Source organism: Aeromonas sp. S8(2024) (genome assembly GCF_041403085.1).
GTDB lineage: Bacteria > Pseudomonadota > Gammaproteobacteria > Enterobacterales > Aeromonadaceae > Aeromonas > Aeromonas dhakensis.
The window spans coordinates 490,410-509,396 of the sequence record NZ_JBGLRF010000001.1 but is presented as its reverse complement, the minus strand read 5'-3'; the positions used below and the strand labels follow the sequence as shown (position 1 = coordinate 509,396).

The 18,987-nt window shown below is 60.5% G+C and carries 14 protein-coding genes; 8 read left to right on the top strand and 6 right to left on the bottom strand.

The window, feature by feature from the left end; all coding sequences use genetic code 11:
• Positions 1-87 precede the first annotated feature (87 nt).
• Both fadD and rnd read left to right on the top strand, forming a co-directional pair.
• Positions 88-1,764 carry a long-chain-fatty-acid--CoA ligase FadD gene (fadD, locus tag ACB031_RS02185; RefSeq protein ID WP_080632946.1) on the top strand — a complete coding sequence of 559 codons (1,677 nt, stop codon included), beginning with the start codon at positions 88-90 and terminating at the stop codon, positions 1,762-1,764.
• Between the two features lie 96 nt (positions 1,765-1,860).
• Positions 1,861-2,973, top strand: a complete 1,113-nt coding sequence (gene rnd / locus ACB031_RS02180; RefSeq protein WP_371138902.1) for a ribonuclease D — start codon at positions 1,861-1,863, stop codon at positions 2,971-2,973.
• Positions 2,974-3,012: 39 nt separating this feature from the next.
• On the opposite strand, the gene ACB031_RS02175 is transcribed toward rnd, so the two are convergent.
• The 3 genes from ACB031_RS02175 to dusC all read right to left on the bottom strand — a co-directional run bounded on the left by ACB031_RS02175 (position 3,013) and on the right by dusC (position 5,285).
• Positions 3,013-3,780: an ABC transporter substrate-binding protein gene (locus ACB031_RS02175; protein WP_017778993.1), complete on the bottom strand. Its 768-nt coding sequence runs from the start codon at positions 3,778-3,780 to the stop codon at positions 3,013-3,015.
• 94 nt (positions 3,781-3,874) lie between these two features.
• A complete protein-coding gene (locus ACB031_RS02170) occupies positions 3,875-4,243 on the bottom strand; it encodes an RNA polymerase-binding protein DksA (protein WP_017782825.1) in 369 nt (122 codons plus the stop codon).
• A gap of 97 nt (positions 4,244-4,340) precedes the next feature.
• Positions 4,341-5,285, bottom strand: a complete 945-nt coding sequence (dusC, locus tag ACB031_RS02165) for a tRNA dihydrouridine(16) synthase DusC (RefSeq protein WP_371138901.1) — start codon at positions 5,283-5,285, stop codon at positions 4,341-4,343.
• Between the two features lie 178 nt (positions 5,286-5,463).
• Here dusC and ACB031_RS02160 point away from each other — a divergent pair, with 178 nt between their 5' ends.
• The 4 genes from ACB031_RS02160 (at position 5,464) to ACB031_RS02145 (ending at position 9,692) form a co-directional block, all read left to right on the top strand.
• On the top strand, positions 5,464-5,841 hold the full coding sequence (locus ACB031_RS02160) for a YbaN family protein (protein ID WP_244364297.1): 378 nt from the start codon (positions 5,464-5,466) through the stop codon (positions 5,839-5,841).
• A gap of 131 nt (positions 5,842-5,972) precedes the next feature.
• Positions 5,973-6,518 carry an adenine phosphoribosyltransferase gene (apt, locus tag ACB031_RS02155; protein ID WP_371138900.1) on the top strand — a complete coding sequence of 182 codons (546 nt, stop codon included), beginning with the start codon at positions 5,973-5,975 and terminating at the stop codon, positions 6,516-6,518.
• A gap of 184 nt (positions 6,519-6,702) precedes the next feature.
• Positions 6,703-9,249, top strand: a complete 2,547-nt coding sequence (gene dnaX / locus ACB031_RS02150) for a DNA polymerase III subunit gamma/tau (RefSeq protein WP_371138899.1) — start codon at positions 6,703-6,705, stop codon at positions 9,247-9,249.
• A gap of 113 nt (positions 9,250-9,362) precedes the next feature.
• Entirely contained in the window at positions 9,363-9,692 is a 330-nt protein-coding gene (locus tag ACB031_RS02145) for a YbaB/EbfC family nucleoid-associated protein (protein ID WP_005301028.1), read from the top strand.
• A gap of 481 nt (positions 9,693-10,173) precedes the next feature.
• Here ACB031_RS02145 and katG read toward each other — a convergent pair whose 3' ends face one another.
• The 3 genes from katG to ACB031_RS02130 all read right to left on the bottom strand — a co-directional run bounded on the left by katG (position 10,174) and on the right by ACB031_RS02130 (position 16,698).
• Positions 10,174-12,360, bottom strand: coding sequence for a catalase/peroxidase HPI (gene katG, locus ACB031_RS02140; RefSeq protein ID WP_371138898.1), 2,187 nt, complete (start codon positions 12,358-12,360; stop codon positions 10,174-10,176).
• A gap of 740 nt (positions 12,361-13,100) precedes the next feature.
• A complete protein-coding gene (locus ACB031_RS02135) occupies positions 13,101-14,789 on the bottom strand; it encodes an ArnT family glycosyltransferase (RefSeq protein WP_371138897.1) in 1,689 nt (562 codons plus the stop codon).
• Between the two features lie 586 nt (positions 14,790-15,375).
• On the bottom strand, positions 15,376-16,698 hold the full coding sequence (locus ACB031_RS02130; RefSeq protein WP_126881823.1) for a YjiH family protein: 1,323 nt from the start codon (positions 16,696-16,698) through the stop codon (positions 15,376-15,378).
• A gap of 591 nt (positions 16,699-17,289) precedes the next feature.
• Between ACB031_RS02130 and ACB031_RS02125 the strand changes: the two genes are divergently transcribed.
• Together ACB031_RS02125 and ACB031_RS02120 are read left to right on the top strand one after the other, a co-directional pair.
• Complete coding sequence (locus ACB031_RS02125; protein WP_005301015.1) at positions 17,290-18,360, top strand: transcriptional regulator; 1,071 nt, start codon at positions 17,290-17,292, stop codon at positions 18,358-18,360.
• A gap of 84 nt (positions 18,361-18,444) precedes the next feature.
• Positions 18,445-18,867, top strand: a complete 423-nt coding sequence (locus ACB031_RS02120) for a CBS domain-containing protein (RefSeq protein WP_005301012.1) — start codon at positions 18,445-18,447, stop codon at positions 18,865-18,867.
• Positions 18,868-18,987 lie beyond the last annotated feature (120 nt).

Here is an 18,987-nt window from a genome sequence, read left to right as displayed (position 1 = left end):
AGCTTAAAACAACTGCTTGAAATGGATGTGAACAGGGACGGAGGCAACACAGTGAGCGCACAGGTGCTAGTTATGCAGGAGAAGTTCGTGGAAAAAGTCTGGCTGAAGCGTTATCCAGAAGGGGTGCCCGCCGAGATCAATCCAGACCAATACAGCTCCCTGGTCGAGATGTTTGAAGAGTCGGTGACCGAATTCGCCGACCAGCCTGCCTTCGTCAATATGGGGCAGACCATTACCTATCGTCGTCTCGAGGAGCAGTCCCGCGCCTTTGCCGCCTACCTGCAAAACGAGCTCAAGCTGAGTCAGGGCGACCGGGTCGCCGTGATGATGCCCAACCTGCTGCAGTACCCCATCGCCGTGTTCGGCATCCTGCGTGCCGGCATGATAGTGGTCAACGTCAACCCGCTCTACACCCCGCGCGAGCTGGAGCATCAGCTCAAGGACTCCGGCGCCAAGGCCATCGTCATCGTCTCCAACTTTGCCCACACCCTGGAAAAAGTGGTCTATGACACCCCGGTCAAGCACGTGATCTTGACCCGGATGGGGGACAACCTGGGGCTGGCCAAGGGAACCCTGGTCAACTTCGTGGTGAAATACGTCAAGAAGCTGGTGCCCAAGTACAATCTGCCCCACGCCAGCACCATGCGTCAGGCGCTGGCCAAGGGTCGTTATCTGCAGTACATCAAGCCCGAGATCAACAACGACGATCTCGCCTTCCTGCAGTACACCGGCGGCACCACCGGCCTCTCCAAGGGGGCCATGCTGACCCACCGCAACATGATTGCCAACGTGGAGCAGTGCCTCGGCGTCTATGGTCCCATGCTGGAGCGGGGCAAGGAGTTCGTGGTCACCGCACTGCCGCTCTACCACGTCTTCGCGCTGACCGTGAACTGCCTGCTGTTCATGCGTCTGGGTGGCTACAACCTGCTGATCAGCAACCCGCGTGACATCCCGGGCTTTGTCAAAGAGATCAAGAAGTACCCCTTCACCTGCATCACCGGGGTCAACACCCTGTTCAACGCGCTGGTCAACAATGGCGAGTTCCAGAGCATGCCGTTTGACAAGCTCAAGCTCACCATCGGCGGCGGCATGGCGGTGCAGCGGGCGGTGGCCGAGCAGTGGAAGGCGTTGACCGACACCCCGCTGCTGGAAGGTTACGGTCTGACCGAGTGTTCACCCCTGGTGAGCGTCTGCCCCTACGATTTGGTGGACTATAACGGTTCCATCGGCCTGCCGGTCTGCTCCACCGACATCCGGCTGGTGGATGACAACGGTCAGGTGATCCACGAACTCGGCAAACCGGGGGAGATGCAGGTACGCGGCCCGCAGGTGATGAGCGGTTACTGGCAGCGGCCGGAAGCCACCGCCGAGGTGATGCAGGATGGCTGGCTCTGTACCGGCGATATCGCGGTGTGCGACGAGCAGGGTTTCTTCAAGATCGTCGATCGCAAGAAAGACATGATCCTGGTCTCCGGTTTCAACGTCTATCCGAACGAAATTGAAGACGTGGTGGCGCTCCACCCGAAAGTGCTGGAAGTGGCCGCCGTCGGCGTACCGCACAAGGTCTCCGGCGAGCTGGTGAAGATCTTCGTGGTCAAGAAAGATCCAAAGCTGCTGGAAGACGAGATTATTGCGCACTGCCGCAAACATCTGACTGCCTATAAGGTCCCGAAACTGGTAGAATTTCGTGACGAACTTCCCAAGACCAATGTGGGCAAGATCCTGCGCCGCGTGCTGCGCGACGAGGAGATTGCCAAGCAGTAACCGGCGTGGCGCTGCCAAGCAGCATGCCGTCGTTATGCAAAACCGTGGGTCAGCCCACGGTTTTTTCTTTTGGCCCTGATCAACGCGCAGGCACAGATGCATTATCAACTCATTTCACAGCAAGCCGAACTGGATCAGTATCTCGCCTCCCTGGCCGACGTTCCCCTGGCCATCGATACTGAATTCGTCCGCACCCGTACCTATTACCCCCAGCTGGGCCTGTTCCAGATCTACGACGGCCATCAGCTGGCGCTGCTGGATCCCTTGACGCTGGATCTCTCCTCCCTCTGGCAGCGACTCGGTCGGGCAGGGCAGATCGCCATTTTGCACGCCTCCGGCGAAGATCTGGAGCTCATCCAGCATCAGGCGGGTCATCTGCCCAACCAGATGCACGACACCCAGCTGGCGGCAGCCTTTCTGGGCCACGGGGTCTCGGTGGGCTTCGGCGCCCTGGTCAACGAGTTTCTCGGCGTGACGCTGGAAAAGGATCAGGCGCGCACCGACTGGCTGGCGCGTCCGCTCACCCCCCGTCAGCTCGAATATGCGGCGGCCGACGTCTTCTATCTGCTGCCTCTCTACGACAAGGTGATGGCGGCGCTGCGTGAAAGCGGCAAGTTCGCCTGGTTCGAGCAGGAGTGTCAGAACCACTCCGCCCGCAAGACCCAGAGCAGCGATCCCCGTCAGGCCTATCTCGACATCGTCAACGCCTGGCAGCTGGGACGCCGCGAGCTGGCGATACTGCGCGAGCTGGCCGCCTGGCGTCAGCAGGAGGCGGTGCGCCGGGATCTGGCCCTCAACTTCGTGGTCAAGGAGCTGCACCTGTTCAAGGTGGCGGAGCGCAAGCCCACCTCTCTGCGGGATCTGAACGAGCTGGGGCTGGCCCCCATCGAGATCAAGATCCACGGCAAGCGGATGCTGGATATCGTGGCCGCCGCCCAGCAGAGCGATCCCGCCGGCTGGCCCGAGCCCATTCGCCGGCTGGTGGATTACCCCCAATACAAGGCCGAGCTCAAGCGCATCAAGGGGATGGTGGAAGAGAAGGCCAAGGCCAGCAATATTCCGCCCGAACTGGTGGCCAGCAAGAAGATCATTCACCAGTACTTCACCTGGAGCTGGCGCATGAGCGACGAAGAGCGGACCCGGGCCGACAAGCCCATGCTGCTGCAGGGCTGGCGCTTTGAGCTGGTTGGCCATCTGTTGGCCCAATGAGATAGCGCATAAGAGAACGGGCCCACTTGGCCCGTTTTTTCATCTGATGGGCGGCAACTGATAACGATAGCGGGCCAGGATCTGGGTGTATTCCGGGCTGGTGAGCAGCGCCTGGATGGCCTCGTCCAGCCGGTGCAGCTGGGCTGGCGTGGTGGTGCGCCGGCTCAGCATCAGATGCACCGGTGTGCGCTGGATATTGAGCAGGGGGGTGAGGTCATCGAGCGGGATACCGGCCAGGTTCATCTCCTGCAGCCCCATGGGGTCGATGACCACCCCCTGAATGCGACCGGCCAGCAGCAGCTTGAGCAAGGGCTCCATCCGCAGGCGGGCCAGCAGCCGATCCTGCATCTGGGGCGATTGCATGAAGGTGCGAAAATCGGTGCCGTAATCAAAATCACGCATCATCCCTATGGTGAAATCCTGCCGTGGCAGCAGGTCCGAGAGTTGGGTGATCCCTTGCCAGCGAGCCCTGTCCTGACGGCGCACCAGCAGCACAGTCTCTTCGTTGCGATAGGGCAGGCTGAAGCGGGCGTACCGCTCGCGCTCGGCGGTCTGGTTGGCGGACATGGTGAGCTGGATAGTGCCGAACTCCAGCTCGCGCAGTACGCGGGCCCAGGGCATCTCGCTGTAGCTGGCGCTAAAGCCGGCTCGGCTGAAGATGGCTTGCAGCAGGTCGATGTCCAGCCCCTGCAGCTGCTGCTGTTCGTCGCGAAAGCTGAACGGGTGCCAGCTGGCCCAGCCCACCTGCAGTGACTCCTGCGCCCACGCGGCGGTGCACAAACACCATAACAACAAGACTCTGTACACGGAGCTATCCCTGTTCAGCGTGGTTGTTGTTGATTATTGAATAGAAATGTCGGGCTGACCAGCCCGGGGGAAAGAATGCACGAAGGTGCATCCCTCAGAGCTCGTGGGCGTGGAATCCCTTGCGATAGCGGGCTTCGCAGCGCGGGCAACGTTGCAGGGTCGGGTCCTGCTCCAGCGATTCGATGGCCAGCGGCTCCTCGCAGTCGGAGCAGAGGCCATAGAGGCCCAGATCCATCTGGCAGAGGGCGGCATCGATCCGCTTGAGCCTGGCCACGCTCTGCTCCACCTTGGGCAAGTCGAGGCGGCTGGTGAGATCGACCAGCTGATCCCGCTCGCAGTGATCCACCTGCTCCGCCCACTCGTCACGCCGACAGGCTTTGAGCTGACCGATCAGCTCTTCTCTTACTTGCGCCCAGTCAGTCAGCAGGCGATCACGCCACACGGCCAACTGAGCTTGCGTCATTTCACACACACTAGCCCCCAACGGACGAATAACAAATTGTGGGCAGTATAGGGAAGCGACAGGATTATCAAGATGATATGCGTCAAGTAAAGAACGGTTAGATCACAGTTTTCGCGGCCTGCAGCAGGGCGTCCCGAATGGGATGGGTCTCCTTGAGTACCCGGATCTCCTGAAACAGCTGGTCTGCCTCGGGATACTCCCGCTTGAGGTAGCTGAACCACTGCTTGATGCGACTCGGGTAGTAGTCGGCCTTCTCGCTGGCCAAATCCTGCTCGGTGTAGCTCACCATCAACTGCAGCACCTCGGCCCAGCTCATGTGGGCACAGCCGGTCTTCATCACGTTGGCCAGGTTGGGCAACGAGATGGCGCCGCGGCCCACCATCAGGGCATCGCAGCCGGACACCCGGGCGCAGGCGAGGGCATCGGCATGGTTCCAGATCTCGCCGTTGGCGGTGACCGGGATGGGCAGGGCACGGCGAATGGCGTCCACATACTCCCAGTGAGCCGGCGCCTTGTAGCCTTCGCGCTTGGTGCGGGCGTGCACGGCCAGCTCGTTGGCCCCGGCCTGATGAACCGCCTGGGCGTTCTCCAGATAGAGATCCTTGTCATCGTAGCCGAGGCGGATCTTGGCGCTCACCGGCAGATTGGCCGGCACCGCTTCGCGCACCGCCTTGACGATGCGATAGATGGTCTCGGGCTCCTTGAGCAGCACGGCCCCTCCCTTGCTCTTGTTGACCGTGGGGGCGGGGCAGCCAAAGTTGAGATCGACGCCGGGGGAGCCAAGCTCGATGGCGCGCAGCGCGTTCTCGGCCAGCCATTCGGGGTGTTGGCCCAGCAGCTGTACCCGCACCGGCGTGCCGGCCCGGGTCTTGCCGTCCTGCTTGAGCTCGGGGCAGAGGCGATGGAACACCTTGGCCGGCAGCAGCTGATCGACCACCCGGATGAATTCGCTGACGCAGAGGTCGTAGTCGTTGACGGAGGTGAGCACCTCCCGCATCAAGTGATCCAGCACCCCCTGCATGGGGGCCAAAATAACGCGCATAACCGGTTCCGCAGGGCAAACAGAGAAAAAAGAGCGCAGATTGTAGTGGCAATGGCCGGGATTGTCAGCCGTTTGGCCACTCGATGAACCCAATCGACAGCCACCGCCTGGGCCAGGCTGTCAGCTTCCAGGCCAACTCTGTTAGGCTAAAGGCAGAGATACATTCAGAGGAGTACCCATGAAACGCTGGTGTCTGATGGCCCTGGGCTGGCTTGCCTTCGCCACCGGGATAGTCGGGATAGTCCTGCCCCTGCTGCCGACCACCCCCTTCATGCTGCTGGCGGCGGGGCTGTTTGCCCGCTCGTCCCCCCGCTTTCACCGCTGGCTGCTAAGCCATCCCTGGTTCGGGCCTCCCATTGCTGACTGGCAGCAGTATCGCGGCATTCGCCGCCATGCCAGGCGGCGCGCTATTTTCTTTATTCTGCTCTCCTTCTCGGTGTCGCTGGCGGTGGTGCCCCTGCTGTGGGTCAGGCTGCTGCTCATTGCCATAATGGTGATCCTGCTCACCTGGTTAATGCGCCTGCCGGTGCTGGAGCCAGTTGCAATGGAGAAGTGAAGTCCCTAAGCTATTGCGGCAATAATGCTATGGAGTCGGCCCGTCATTTTTGCGTGACGGGCCTTTTTATTTCCCGCTGGCGGGAAGCTGAGAGAAACGACCATCTGCGTCGAAAAACAAACGGTCAAACCATGAATCCGGAAACCCTGAAATTTATCGAAGCGAGCATCAAGACCATTCCCGACTATCCGAAGCCGGGCATTCTGTTTCGCGACATCACCAGCCTGATCGAGAATGCCGAGGCCTTCAAGGCCACCATCGATCTGCTGGCCAATCACTATCGTGATCAAGGGATCACCAAGATTGTCGGTACCGAAGCGCGCGGCTTCATCTTCGGCGCGCCGGTAGCCTTCGCCATGGGTCTGGGCTTCGTGCCGGTTCGCAAGCCGGGCAAGCTGCCCCGCGCCGTCATCGAGGAGTCCTACGCCCTCGAATATGGCACCGACACCCTGCAACTGCACACCGACGCCATCGTGCCCGGTGACAAGGTACTGGTGGTGGACGATCTGCTGGCTACCGGCGGCACCGTCGATGCCACCGTCAAGCTGATCCGCCGTGCCGGCGGCGAAGTGACCGATGCCGCCTTCATCATCTCCCTGCCGTCGCTGGGTGGTGATGCCCGCCTGACCGCCGCCGGCGTCAAGGTGGTCTCCCTGGTCGAACTGCCGGGCGAATAAGCCGCCAGTCCGATCACGCAGACGGGCCTCGTCAGCCCGTTGCCTGCGTCCAAACCGGTGCCCGAGCGGGCATCGGTTTGAAATTCAAGCGATCCCTCCCGCCTCGGCCGATAGCCGATACAGCCCGCCCCGCATTTGTGTTAGCATCCAGCCTCAATGCCTTGTCATCCCTGCATCGAGATCTATGAGCTATCAGGTTCTGGCGCGTAAATGGCGCCCCCATACGTTTGAACAAGTGGTAGGCCAGCATCATGTGCTGACCGCCTTGACCAACGCCCTGGATCAGGGACGGCTGCATCACGCCTATCTGCTGAGCGGTACTCGCGGGGTCGGCAAGACCACCATTGCGCGCATCCTGGCCAAGAGCCTCAACTGCGAGCAGGGGATCAGCAGCCATCCGTGCGGCGTGTGCGACACCTGCCGCGAGATCGATCAGGGCAACTTCGTCGATCTGCTGGAGATAGACGCGGCGTCGCGCACCAAGGTGGAAGATACCCGCGAGCTGCTCGACAACGTGCAGTACCGACCGGCCCGTGGCCGTTTCAAGGTTTATCTCATCGACGAAGTGCACATGTTGTCGCGCCACAGCTTCAACGCGCTGCTGAAAACCCTGGAAGAGCCGCCCCCCTATGTGAAGTTCCTGCTGGCCACCACGGATCCGCAAAAGCTGCCCATCACCATCCTCTCGCGCTGCCTGCAGTTTCATCTGAAGAGTCTGGATCAGACCCAGATCGCCAAGCAGCTCGAATGGGTGCTGGATCAGGAGGGACAACCCTTCGAGCCGCGCGCCTTGCTGGCCCTGGCCAAGGCGGCGGATGGCAGCATGCGCGATGCCCTGAGCCTGACCGATCAGGCGCTGGCCCACGGCAATGGCAGCGTGCGCACCGACAGCGTGCTGGCCATGCTGGGGACCCTGGATCACCGCCATCTGCACCAGCTGCTGGAAGCTGTGCTGCGTCAGGATGCACCCGCCACCATGGCCAAGATCACCGAGATAGCGACCCTGGGCCCCGACTTTGATCAGCTCCATGCCGAGCTGGAAGGGCTGCTCCATCGCATCGCCATGGCGCAGTTGCTGCCGGCTACCGTGCAGGAGCAGGGGGCGGATGCCGATGCCCTGCTGCAGCTGGCCCAGGCCATGAGCCCGGAAGAGGTGCAGCTCTGCTATCAGATCGTGCTGGGTGGCCGCAAGGATCTGCCCTGGGCCCCCGATGGCCGCACCGCACTGGAGATGACCTGCCTGCGGATGCTGGCCTTCTCGCCCCGGCGCGAGGTGCTTCACCCGGCCAGCCTGACGGCGCTGCCTCCGGCACTCGGTGGCCTGCCCGCCGCTGGTGCGAGGAGCACGGCCCCCACCTTGGGAAAGCCCGAGGGGGTTGAGCTACCCCCGGCCACCGGCATGATGCCGCAGGCTCCGTCAACCTACGCCGCGAACTCGCCTGCGCCGGTTACTTCTTCTGCATCGGTCGAGCACCAAGGGGCGCAGGAGGCCGGACAGGCCGCCCAGCCCCACCCACAGGTGGCTGACATGGCGGAGCCGGAAGGCGGCGCCGAGCTGGATCCGCTCTTTGCCGAGCAGGCGGAGCTGCTGCGTGAAGCCGAGCAGATGGGCTATGAGGCCGCACCCGAATCTATTGCGCCCACGGCTCAGCCTGCCGCAGCCGAGCCCGCGTCCTCCGTACAAGGCGCCGCCCCAACGAATCTGACCGACGAAGTGGCTGACAGCGGGGAGGGGAGTGTCTCTTCAACGGTGGCCAGCATGCAGAGCCTGCTGGGCAAGCGCAATCTGCTGCGAAGCCGCCTGCGCGGCGAGCCGAGCGGCAGTGCGGCGCCAGCCCGGGCGACACCGGTCAAGCCGATGGCGGCCGCCAAACCGGCACCGGTGGCACCGGCTGCGGCCATGCCGCCCTCAGCGCCCCACTCCCCGAGTGCCCCCCGGGTGCAGGCACCTGCCCAGACGGTCCAGTCAGGTTACGATGAGTTGCCGCCGCTCGATGCCTATGAAGAGAGCGGCAGCGACTACGAAGAGTATCTGAATCAAGGTTTCAACGATGCGTTCGCCAGTGCCCCCTTGCCGGAGCGAACCACCCAGGTGATGCAGCCAGCGCCTGCCGCGCGTCCCCAGGCGGATGATCTGCCGCCCTGGGATCTGGATGGCAATGCCGGCCGGCAGACGGTTGCTGCACCGAGTGCCCCGGCCGCCGTTGCAACGCCCCCTGAGGAGACCATCATCGAGCCAGCCGCCTCGGTCATGGAAACCATCGACTGGAACGAGCTGGAGAGCGACAACCAGCCGCAGGGGAGTGAGGAGGCGGCCAGATTGATCCCCTCTTCGCTGCTGGCCAATTGCGGCGACCATTGGGCCGAACTGATTGCCCGCACCGGTGTGGGCGGCCGCCTGCGCCAGCTGGCCATCAATTCGGTGATGGAGCAGCAGGGCGACAAGGTGCTGCTGACTCTCAAACCCGAGCAGCGCCATCTGGTGAGCGACAGGGCGCGCGCCGATCTGGCCGAGATCATCGGCCCCGAACTGGGGCTTGCGGTACAGGTGAACGTCACCCTGGGCGTGGTGCCCGAGCGGGAAACCCCGCTCGAGATTGAGCACCGCCTCTACCTCGGGGTGCGGGAGCAGGTCACCCGGGATCTGGAGCAGGATCCCAACGTGCAATTCTTGCAACAGCGGTTTGGCGCCATGCTGCACCACGACAGCATAGAGCCGCTGAGCAACTGATCACACCATCCGGGCCTGGTGCCCGGTTGAAAAACGGTTTGGCCGTCCCCACTTAGGACGGGTAAACCCACGGCCCGGCGCTGGATGCCGGATTTCAAGACGAGAGACGACATATGTTTGGTAAAGGTGGAATGGGGAACCTGATGAAACAGGCCCAACAGATGCAAGAGCGCATGCAGAAGATGCAAGAGCAGCTTGCCCAGATGGAAGTAGTCGGTGAAGCCGGCGCTGGCATGGTCAAGGTCACCATGGCCGGCAGCCACAGCGTGCGTCGCATCGAAATCGACCCGAGCCTGATGGAAGATGACAAAGAGATGCTGGAAGATCTGGTGGCTGCGGCCGTCAACGATGCCGTGCGTCGCGTCGAAGAGCAGAACAAGGCCAAGATGGGTGAGCTGACCGGCGGCATGCAACTGCCTCCCGGCTTCAAGATGCCCTTTTAAGGACTCATTTCCTGTCGCAGCAATAGGCTGCGCGTGATGGTCTGCCCGTCGGTCGTGATGGGGCTCTTGCCCCAGCTTCTCCGCCAACTCGCTCCGGTAACGCTGGAGCGTCGTTGCCGACCCATGGGCCAGGATGGGACAGGTGATTTCCTCTCGTTGTCAGCCAGTGGCTTGCGCAGCGATTCAAATGCCTTCACCATCCGGATGCATCGCGAATAGTCATGACGCAGCTGACACTTTCCCCGTGTCAGCTGCGTTTTTATGAGTAGGGGTCCACCCCTGTCACGCCGCGTACCACATCGAACCGGTGCAAGGCCTGTACTCTCTGCTTGTATTCCTTCCGCTCTCTCTTGCTTCACTCTTTTTCCGCTCTCCTGTCCCCCGTTCGTGAGGGGAGGCCGATGCACCACCGCTGGCGGCGCGTGCCGACAAAAGATAACGCCAGCCTCACGGCTGGCGTTATTTCTACGGACCTGGCGGATTATTTCAGGTCGAAACGGTCGTTGTTCATCACCTTGACCCAGGCCTTGACGAAGTCGCGTACGAACTTCTCCTTGCCATCTTGCTGGGCATAGACCTCGGCGTAGGCACGCAGCACCGAGTTGGAGCCAAACACCAGGTCAACCCGGGTGGCGGTCCACTTCACTGCGCCGCTCTGACGATCCACGATCTGGTAGCTGTTGCGGCCAGTCGGCTGCCAGCTATAGGCCATGTCGGTCAGGTTGACGAAGAAGTCGTTGCTGAGCACCCCGACCCGGTCGGTAAAGACGCCGTGGGCCGAGCCGCCATGGTTGGTGCCAAGCACCCGCATACCGCCGACCAGTACTGTCATCTCGCGGGCGGTCAGCCCCAGCAGCTGGGCACGGTCGAGCAGCATCTCTTCCGGCTGCACCTGGTAGTGCCCCTTCTGCCAGTTACGGAACCCATCGTGCACCGGCTCCAGGAAGGCGAACGACTCGGCATCGGTCTGCTCGGCGCCGGCATCGCCCCGGCCCGGCGCAAAGGGAACGACGATATCAACGCCGGCCAGCTTGGCCGCCTGCTCAACGGCCGCGCTGCCGCCCAGCACCATCAGGTCGGCGATGCTGACCGGCTTGTTCAGGGTGGCCTGCAGGGCAGTCAGGGCGTTGAGCACCTTCTCGAGGCGAGCCGGTTCGTTGCCTTCCCACTCTTTCATCGGCGCGAGGCGAATCCGGGCACCGTTGGCTCCGCCGCGATAATCGGAGCCGCGGAAGGTGCGGGCACTGTCCCAGGCAGTGGCGATCAAATCGGCTGGCGCCACGCCACAGGCCAGCAGCTTGCCCTTGAGCTCGCTCACCTCCTGCTCGGAGAGCTGGTAATTCACCGCCGGCACCGGATCTTGCCACACCATGACTTCGCCCGGCACTTCCGGCCCGAGGTAGCGGCTGCGCGGCCCCATATCGCGGTGGGTCAGCTTGAACCAGGCGCGGGCAAAGGCGTCGGAGAAGAGCGCCTGATCCGCGGCGAAGCGCTCGGAGATCTCCCGGTAGACGGGGTCAAAGCGCAGTGCCATGTCCGCATCGGTCATGATGGGGTTGCAGCGGATGGAGGGGTCTTCCACGTCCACCGGGCGATCTTCCTCCTTGATGGCGACGGGCTCCCACTGCCAGGCACCGGCCGGGCTCTTCTTGAGCCACCAGTCATGGCCCAGCAGCATCTTGAAGTAGCCGTTGTCCCAGCGAGTCGGATTGCTGGTCCAGGCACCCTCGATCCCGCTGGTGACCGTGTCGCGGCCGATGCCGCGGCTCTCGTGGTTGATCCAGCCAAGCCCTTGTTCATGCACATCCGCCCCTTCTGGGGCTGGCCCCAATTTGGCAGCGCTGCCGTTACCGTGGGCCTTGCCGACGGTGTGGCCACCTGCGGTGAGGGCGACGGTCTCTTCGTCATTCATCCCCATGCGGGCAAAGGTGACGCGCATGTCGTGGGCGGTTTTCAGGGGGTCAGGGTTGCCATCCACCCCTTCCGGGTTGACGTAAATAAGCCCCATCATCACCGCGGCCAGCGGGTTCTCCAGATCCCGTTCACCACTGTAACGGCTCCCTTCACTGCCGCTCGGCGCCAGCCACTCCTTCTCGGAGCCCCAGTAGACATCTTTTTCCGGATGCCAGATGTCTTCGCGGCCACCGGCAAAACCGAAGGTCTTGAGCCCCATGGATTCATAAGCGACGTTGCCCGCCAGGATCATCAGGTCGGCCCAGGAGATCTTGTTGCCGTATTTCTGTTTGATGGGCCACAGCAGGCGGCGCGCCTTGTCGAGGTTGCCGTTGTCTGGCCAGCTGTTGAGGGGGGCGAAGCGCTGGTTACCGGTGTTGGCACCGCCACGGCCGTCGGTGGCGCGATAGCTGCCTGCGGAGTGCCAGGCCATGCGGATCATCAAGCCGCCGTAGTGCCCCCAGTCGGCCGGCCACCAAGGCTGGCTGTCGGTCATCAGGGTATGCAGATCGGCCTTGAGGGCATTGTAATCGAGGCTGCTGAAGGCATCAGCATAATTGAAAGACTCATCCATCGGATTGGTCTTGCGGTCATGTTGGTGCAGGATGTCGAGGTTGAGGGCATTGGGCCACCAAACTTGAGGCTCCTGGCCGGCGGAAGTATTGGCTCCGTGTGCAAAAGGGCACTGACCGGCCCCATGAGTGTGTTTGTCCATTCACTATGTCCTCTTATTAACGTTATGACGGTGAAACAGTGCTCTTCGTTCCTAAGATCAATCTAACTCTGAAATAGCGTTACTGAACATAAGGTTAAAACTCTGACATTCATCGGCAATGACGATTGAAGATCCGCTTTTATGCGACAATTTCTGCTCGAACAACCCGTGATCTCCTTGCACACGAGAGCGCCGACATGCAGACATGCGCGTCATCTCTGGCTGCCTGTCAGTATGATCAAATCGTGGAGACATAGATGATAGTTGAGCGTCGAACCGGCGCTTTGCCTCAGCCTGGTCATGGATGTGCGGGGCGTGAAGAGTCTGCGCCTTATCGCAGGCCATCTGACCATGACTCTCTATTGAATGCTCAATGTCTATACGAGGGCACCTGGTTGAATCGAATGGATGGCGGTGGGAGCTCTTCATTAAAAAGCCGGTCATGTTGATAGCCCGGGCAAGCAATCATGGCCGGGTTTTTGGCTGTGACTCTTATCTGAAGGACATTGGCAAGGGAATATCGTGCAGGCGTGTCATGTTGACAGGCGTTGAACACGGGTAAGCGCGTAAAAAGCAAAGAAGCCAGGAGTGGGATAGTCCTGGCTTCTTTGCTTTATGCGGCCTGATCTGGTGATGCAGGAGCAGGCTGTTCAGCCGGCGTTGGCAAATTGACTGGCCACCTTGAGCCAGCGTCTATCTCAATGGTCTTTCCCCGATGGGGTCTATCTCTGTGCAATTCATCAATGGTCGCAGCGCCCCTTGACCCAGTAGATGGCGCGGGCATCTCTGTCCACTCTGGGGTGCCCCGTGGCCAGCAACCGGTAGGTATGCCCGGCCAGCAAGCTGGCCAGCTGGAAGTTCTTATCGTCCTGATTGATGAGCAGGCTGGTGAAGATGGGGTCACGGCAAGTCAAGATGTCATGAAGCCGCGCCGTGTCGACGTTTTTGATCTGCCAGTCGCCGTACACCGAAAAGAGTCCCCGCTCGGTTTCACCAAAGTTCCAGCCGGCAATCCGGGCGCGCTGCTCGATGGGGATCTTCAGCAAGAAACGCTCTGTATCGCCTTTCATCGCTTTGGCGGCATCAATGGCGGGGTAGGCCAAGGTAAATGCCAGCAAGAACATGATGCCGGATGCACTGGCCAGCAGGGTGGCCCCCTCAATTTCACGCCAGCGCCATAACTGTTCAGCCGCGAAAATAAGCAATACCGCCGCCAGCACATGACGCCAGCCGAGGGTGCTGATGACGGAAAGGGTCTGGTCGGGGATCTCCACCGGCAACAGCGGCAGGTAGAAAGGGGCCATGAGCAGGGCCAGAGCGAACAGGAACATGAACAGGGTCCAGCCACGGCCATAGCCATTCAGCCAGCGAGGCCAGCTGAGACTCAGTTGCCCGATCATCAGGGCAAAGACCGGCATCAGCGGAAAGAGGTAGAGGGTCCGCTTGGTGGAGGCCACGCTGAGCAGCAGCAGGGTGCCCACTGTCCAGATGAGTAGAAACAGGCGGGAGGCGCTCCACTGTTTCTGCCTGATGGTCTGCCAGCCCCAATAGAACACGAGGGGCAGCCAGGGCAGGGTATATTCTGCGATTCCTACAAGGTAGAAGAAGTATTCGCCGGACTTGATGTGGCCCAGTTCGGCGGCGCTGCCTGTCAACCTGCCCACCTGATTTTGCCAGAACCACTGTTGCCAGAGCGCTTCCCCCTCGGGATGCTGCCACAGGGTCAGCAGCCAGCCTGCAATGGGCATGACGAACAGCAGGCTCATGCCGAGGTGCTGCATTACGAAACGGCCTCCCTCGTTAGCGGCAAGATGACGCCTGAGTGCCGGGATGAACAGCGCCAGCCAGCCAAAGAAGAGGGTGATGGGGCCGATGGGCCCCTTGACCAGAAAACAGAGGGAGAGACCGAGCCCTGCGCACCAGAGCATCCGTGAACGACCACCCAGGTACCATTCGGCGAATGCCCACATGGTGAAGGCGACGAAAAAGGCGAGGCTGGTGTCTACCCGGATCCAGTGGCTGTTCATGATGAAGCCTTCCATGGTTCCCAGTGCAATGACCGACCAGAGCGCCGCAGTGCCGGAACCCAATACCCGCTTGGCCAGCAGGCCGGTGAACAGCAGTGTGCCCAGGGCCCAGAGGGCCCCCACCAGGCGCAACGTCACCGTGATACCCAGGGTATCGTGCAGCAGGGCCAGCAAGGGGATGGCCAGAATGTAATAGAGCGGGGGTTTTTCGATAAAGCTGCTGCCGGCCAGGGTCGGGATGGCCAGCTCACGGCTGTTGAACATCTCCCAGGCGATGGCGGCTTCGCGAGGTTCGTCTGGCGTCCATAGCTGGTGGCCAAACTGACCCATCAGCACGATGACGAAGACCATGAGGAGCAAGGCACCGAGATGAGTCTCGACTGCGGGTCTAGTGGGCAGCATGGGACCCTCCTGACCGCATGAATTGCGGTTGCCTGTCGACCCTGTCGAAAAATGCATGGCGATGATGTGTCATGACAATATCCATATTTAATTTGTGTCACCAAAAATAAGAGATCGGCAGTCAACTGTAGTATCACAGCCATGGGGGAATGATAATGAGGAAGTTGTTACCAAATATTGCCTGCAAAAAAAGAAATGGAGAGCAGCTGTTCTGCTGTCAGGTTGGTTTATCAATCTAAAAGCCGGCTGCATTGAGGCCTGTGGCGGGGCTGACGTAGCTGTCACCGTGAGCCCGCAGGCGACATGACAGTCTTGATTCAAGGCTTGCCTTGGTCACGTTTGCCATACGGTTTTTTAAATGGATTTATATTGTTTATAAATTTTTCAAGCGGCACATCATGCACCTGACCCATTTTTGCTCATTATTGGTGATGCTCAGACGGTATCAATTTGATGATCGTGAATGGGCAGGGCATGCATTATTTTCAGTGTTGGAGAGGGGGTCGATAAATTAAATAAACAGGGAGGCAAGCCTCCCTATTTAGTGTTTCAGCCAACGTGCTGATGCGTGAGCCTCTTTGATCCTTCAAGCCAGCCAGCCGAGTGCAATGGCAAGGCGACCGCAAAGCGCAGCCAGCACAATGCCAAGCAGGGTACGCAGCAGCCAGATCACCACCAGTTGTCCCACACTCACCGGGATCCGGGTGGCCAGGATGCAGGGGATGGAGGCCGAGAAAAAGAGCACCGAGCTGACCGAGACCACGGCCGCGACATAGCGCACCAGCAGCTCTGCATCCTTGAGCAGGATGGCCGGCAGGAACATCTCTGCCAGGCCGGCCGAGAGTGCCTTGGCGGTAGCCAGCGGCTCTCCCAGATCGAGCAGCCAGGTGAGCGGCCAGAGCAGCCAGCCAATCAGATCGAACAGGGGGGTGTGCTGGGCCAGCAGCAGGCCCAGCAAGCCGACCGACAGTATGGTCGGCACCACGGCGGCTGCCATGTGAAGGCCGTCCCTGAGGTTGTCCCGCAGTTGGCTCAGCAAGGGCTCGGCCTGGCTGGATTGGGTGAGCCCGGCGACCATGGCCGCTTGCCAGCGGCGTTGGCCGGCAGGCAAGGGTTCGTCGGTGTCGCCTTCATGGGCCATGGTGGCGATGGGAGGCACGCGCGCCAGGATGGCGGTGATGATGAAGGTGATGACCAGGGTGGACCAGAAGTAGAAGTTCCACTGCGCCATCAGGCCAAGGGTCTTGGCCACGATGATCATGAAGGCGGCCGACACGGTGGAGAAGCCGGTGGCGATGATGACGGCTTCGCGCACCGTGTACTTGCCTGCCAGGAAAACCCGGTTGGTAATGAGCAGACCCACCGAGTAGCTGCCGACGAACGAGGCCACGGCATCAATGGCGGAGTGGCCTGGCGTGCGCCAGAGGGGACGCATCACGGGCTGCATCAATACGCCGATAAGCTCCAGCAGACCGAAGCCGAGCAAAAAGGTGAGGGCCATGGCGCCGATGGGCACGATGAGGCCCACCGACATGGCCAGCTTGTCGAACAGAAAAGGCAGTCGATCCGGGGTCATCAACCAGGCCGGCCCGATCCCGGTGACATAGATCAAGGCCACTCCCAGGCCCAGCAGCTTGAACAGGCTCAATATCCTGTCGATGGGGCGTGCACGCCAGCGGCCGTCGAGCAAGGGCATCACGGCACCATATCCAATCAGCAGCAGGATGAGGCCGGTCGCCAGGGGGCGTTGGGTCATCACCAGGCCGGCCAGATGATCCACCACTATGGTGCTGCGCCCCCCCAGCTCGACCGGAATAAAGAAGATGGCGATGCCAAGCAGGCTGGTCAGCAGCAGCTTGATGCCTGCGCCTGGCTTCATGGGGGTTGACAGTAGGTTGTCCGATTCCATATCTGCTCCTTGCGGTGGGTGTCAGTCCGTGTGTTGGGTTGTTATTTGTATATACATTAAGTATTTCAGGAGTGAATTAAACACAAAATTAACCAAAATGAAACACCTTGAGCGGCGACGACAGCGAGTAAGCGATGAGGTTGGCGGCAAAGGGAGTCGGTTGGATTTGAGAAATGATCAGGGGAGCAGGGAGCTGTCGGGCAGGGTGCCAGCATGGCCGAGGGCGAGAGGTGGCAGGCGCTTAGGCGTGGAGCGGCCCAAAATAACCAGGTCTGTGGAGTGACATAGTCGCGTTGATTGGCACCCCTGGGCAACTTGTCGCAGCAAATGGCACGAGAGGGCTGCTTTGTTGCAACATTGTCGCGTCGGCGGAGCCTGTTGTTTGCCACAGACAAGCACAACATCAGCGACAAAAATCATAAAAAACATTAACTTGGATTTAAGATTTTCGCTTTCGAGCGTTCTTATGTCGTTTCATCATTACTATTTATGGATCAGTTATAAAACCTTTGTTCATTTGACTACTTTTCGCGTTTCTCATTGCAGAGTAAGATGCCACTTCAATAAAAATAAGAAATTAGGAGTTCGGGTGTGAAGGCATTAGTAAAAGAAAGGGTATCGCCCTATATAAGCCAGTTATATGAGTGCGGTATTAATGATTCTGACATTAAGTTGGTGGTGGATCAGTTCCGCTCCGACGTGTCAGGCAGCTCGTCGCTGTTCTTGTTGCGGGATGATGACAAGAGCGACGGCATCAAGCTTTTTTCCAGTGGTTTGACCGAAGCCCAGCAGCAGTTCTATGTCCAGCACCATCGCCAGGATGTGTGGTTCAATCACTATCTGGACAAGGGCTGCCAGGGGATCGTCAGTGCCAACAGCCTCTCCAATTCGGCGGGTTTGCTGGCCAGTTTCGGCGCCCAGTTTGCGGCCGGCGGTGTCTGCCGGGTGAAGGGGCGGGGGCTGAGCAGCCTGTCTACCTATCGTGCGGCGACGCAGGATGATTTCAGCGCGCAGGAAATTTCTTCCCTTGGCGAAGTTTATTCTGGCCTGGCGGCCTGGAGCCAACATTATTGGAACCTGCTGGCCCTGGAAACCCAGAACTATCAGCTGCAACAGCTGGTAAAAAACCATAATAAACCCAGCGCCATCGTCGATGACAAAGGGCATATCCATTATTCCAACGTGGCCTTCAATCGTATTGCCGACGAGAACGTGGAACTGCGAGCGGGCAATGGTATTTTCTCGCTGCAAAATAAGGAGCAGCAGCGCCAGTTCAAAGAGATATTGAATGGCTTCGCCTATCTGCTGCCCGGCGCCAGCGCCTATATGTCCATCCCTCGTCAGCCCAATCTGCGGCCGTTGCTGATCCAGTGCACCCTGATGAGTGGTCTCAATCGCTTCGAGCGCTATGTGGAGGTGGTGCTGCGGGATCCCGAACACTCCTTCAACCCCGACATCGAAGCGCTGGCCAGCCTCTATCCGCTCACCATCGGCGAGAAAGAGCTGCTGGTGCTGATGAGCAAGGGCTACAGCAGCAACGACATCGCCGAGCTGCGTGGCGTCAAGGTGGAAACCGTGCGCTCGACCCTGAAAGGGGTGTTCAAGAAGACCGACTGCCACAGCCAGAACGAGCTGCTGCTGTTGCTGCAATCCATCTCCTGATCCATGCGAGCTATGCTTGGAGTGAGCCGGACATAGTGCCCGGCTCGCGCCTCCCGCCCGGGAGGCAGGTTGGGGGAACGCACGATGGAATCACTCAAGGCAAAGGATTACATGCAGACTCGTCCCATCACCTTCAGCGCGGAGATGATGGTGCAGGCGGCGGTGGAAAAGTTTCTCAACAGTCGCCAGCTAGGCGGCCCCGTGGTGGACGAACGGGGTCACCTGGTGGGTTGGGTCTCCGAGCAGGACTGTATCGCCGTCATGTTGAAAGAGGCCTATCACTGTGAACAGGTGGCCCAGGTCAGGGATGTGATGCGCAAGGAGGTGCTGGCCGTCGGCCCCGATACCAGCATCCTCGAGCTGGCCGAGATGATGATGGGACAAAAGCCCAAGATCTATCCGGTCGTGGAGGAGGGGCATCTGCTCGGGGTCATCAGCCGCCACGACGTGATGCAGGCCATCCACGCTCAGCTGGGAACCTGTTTCGTACACAAGGCACGTGCCTGAGGACGCAGTTTTCACCTCGTCAGCACGTTGGCAGCACAGAGCAGGCTCCATGCCTGCTCTTTTATTGCCGCATGGGGAATGCCGATGCCCGCTGTGATACAGGCCTCATCCCCCTCGGCG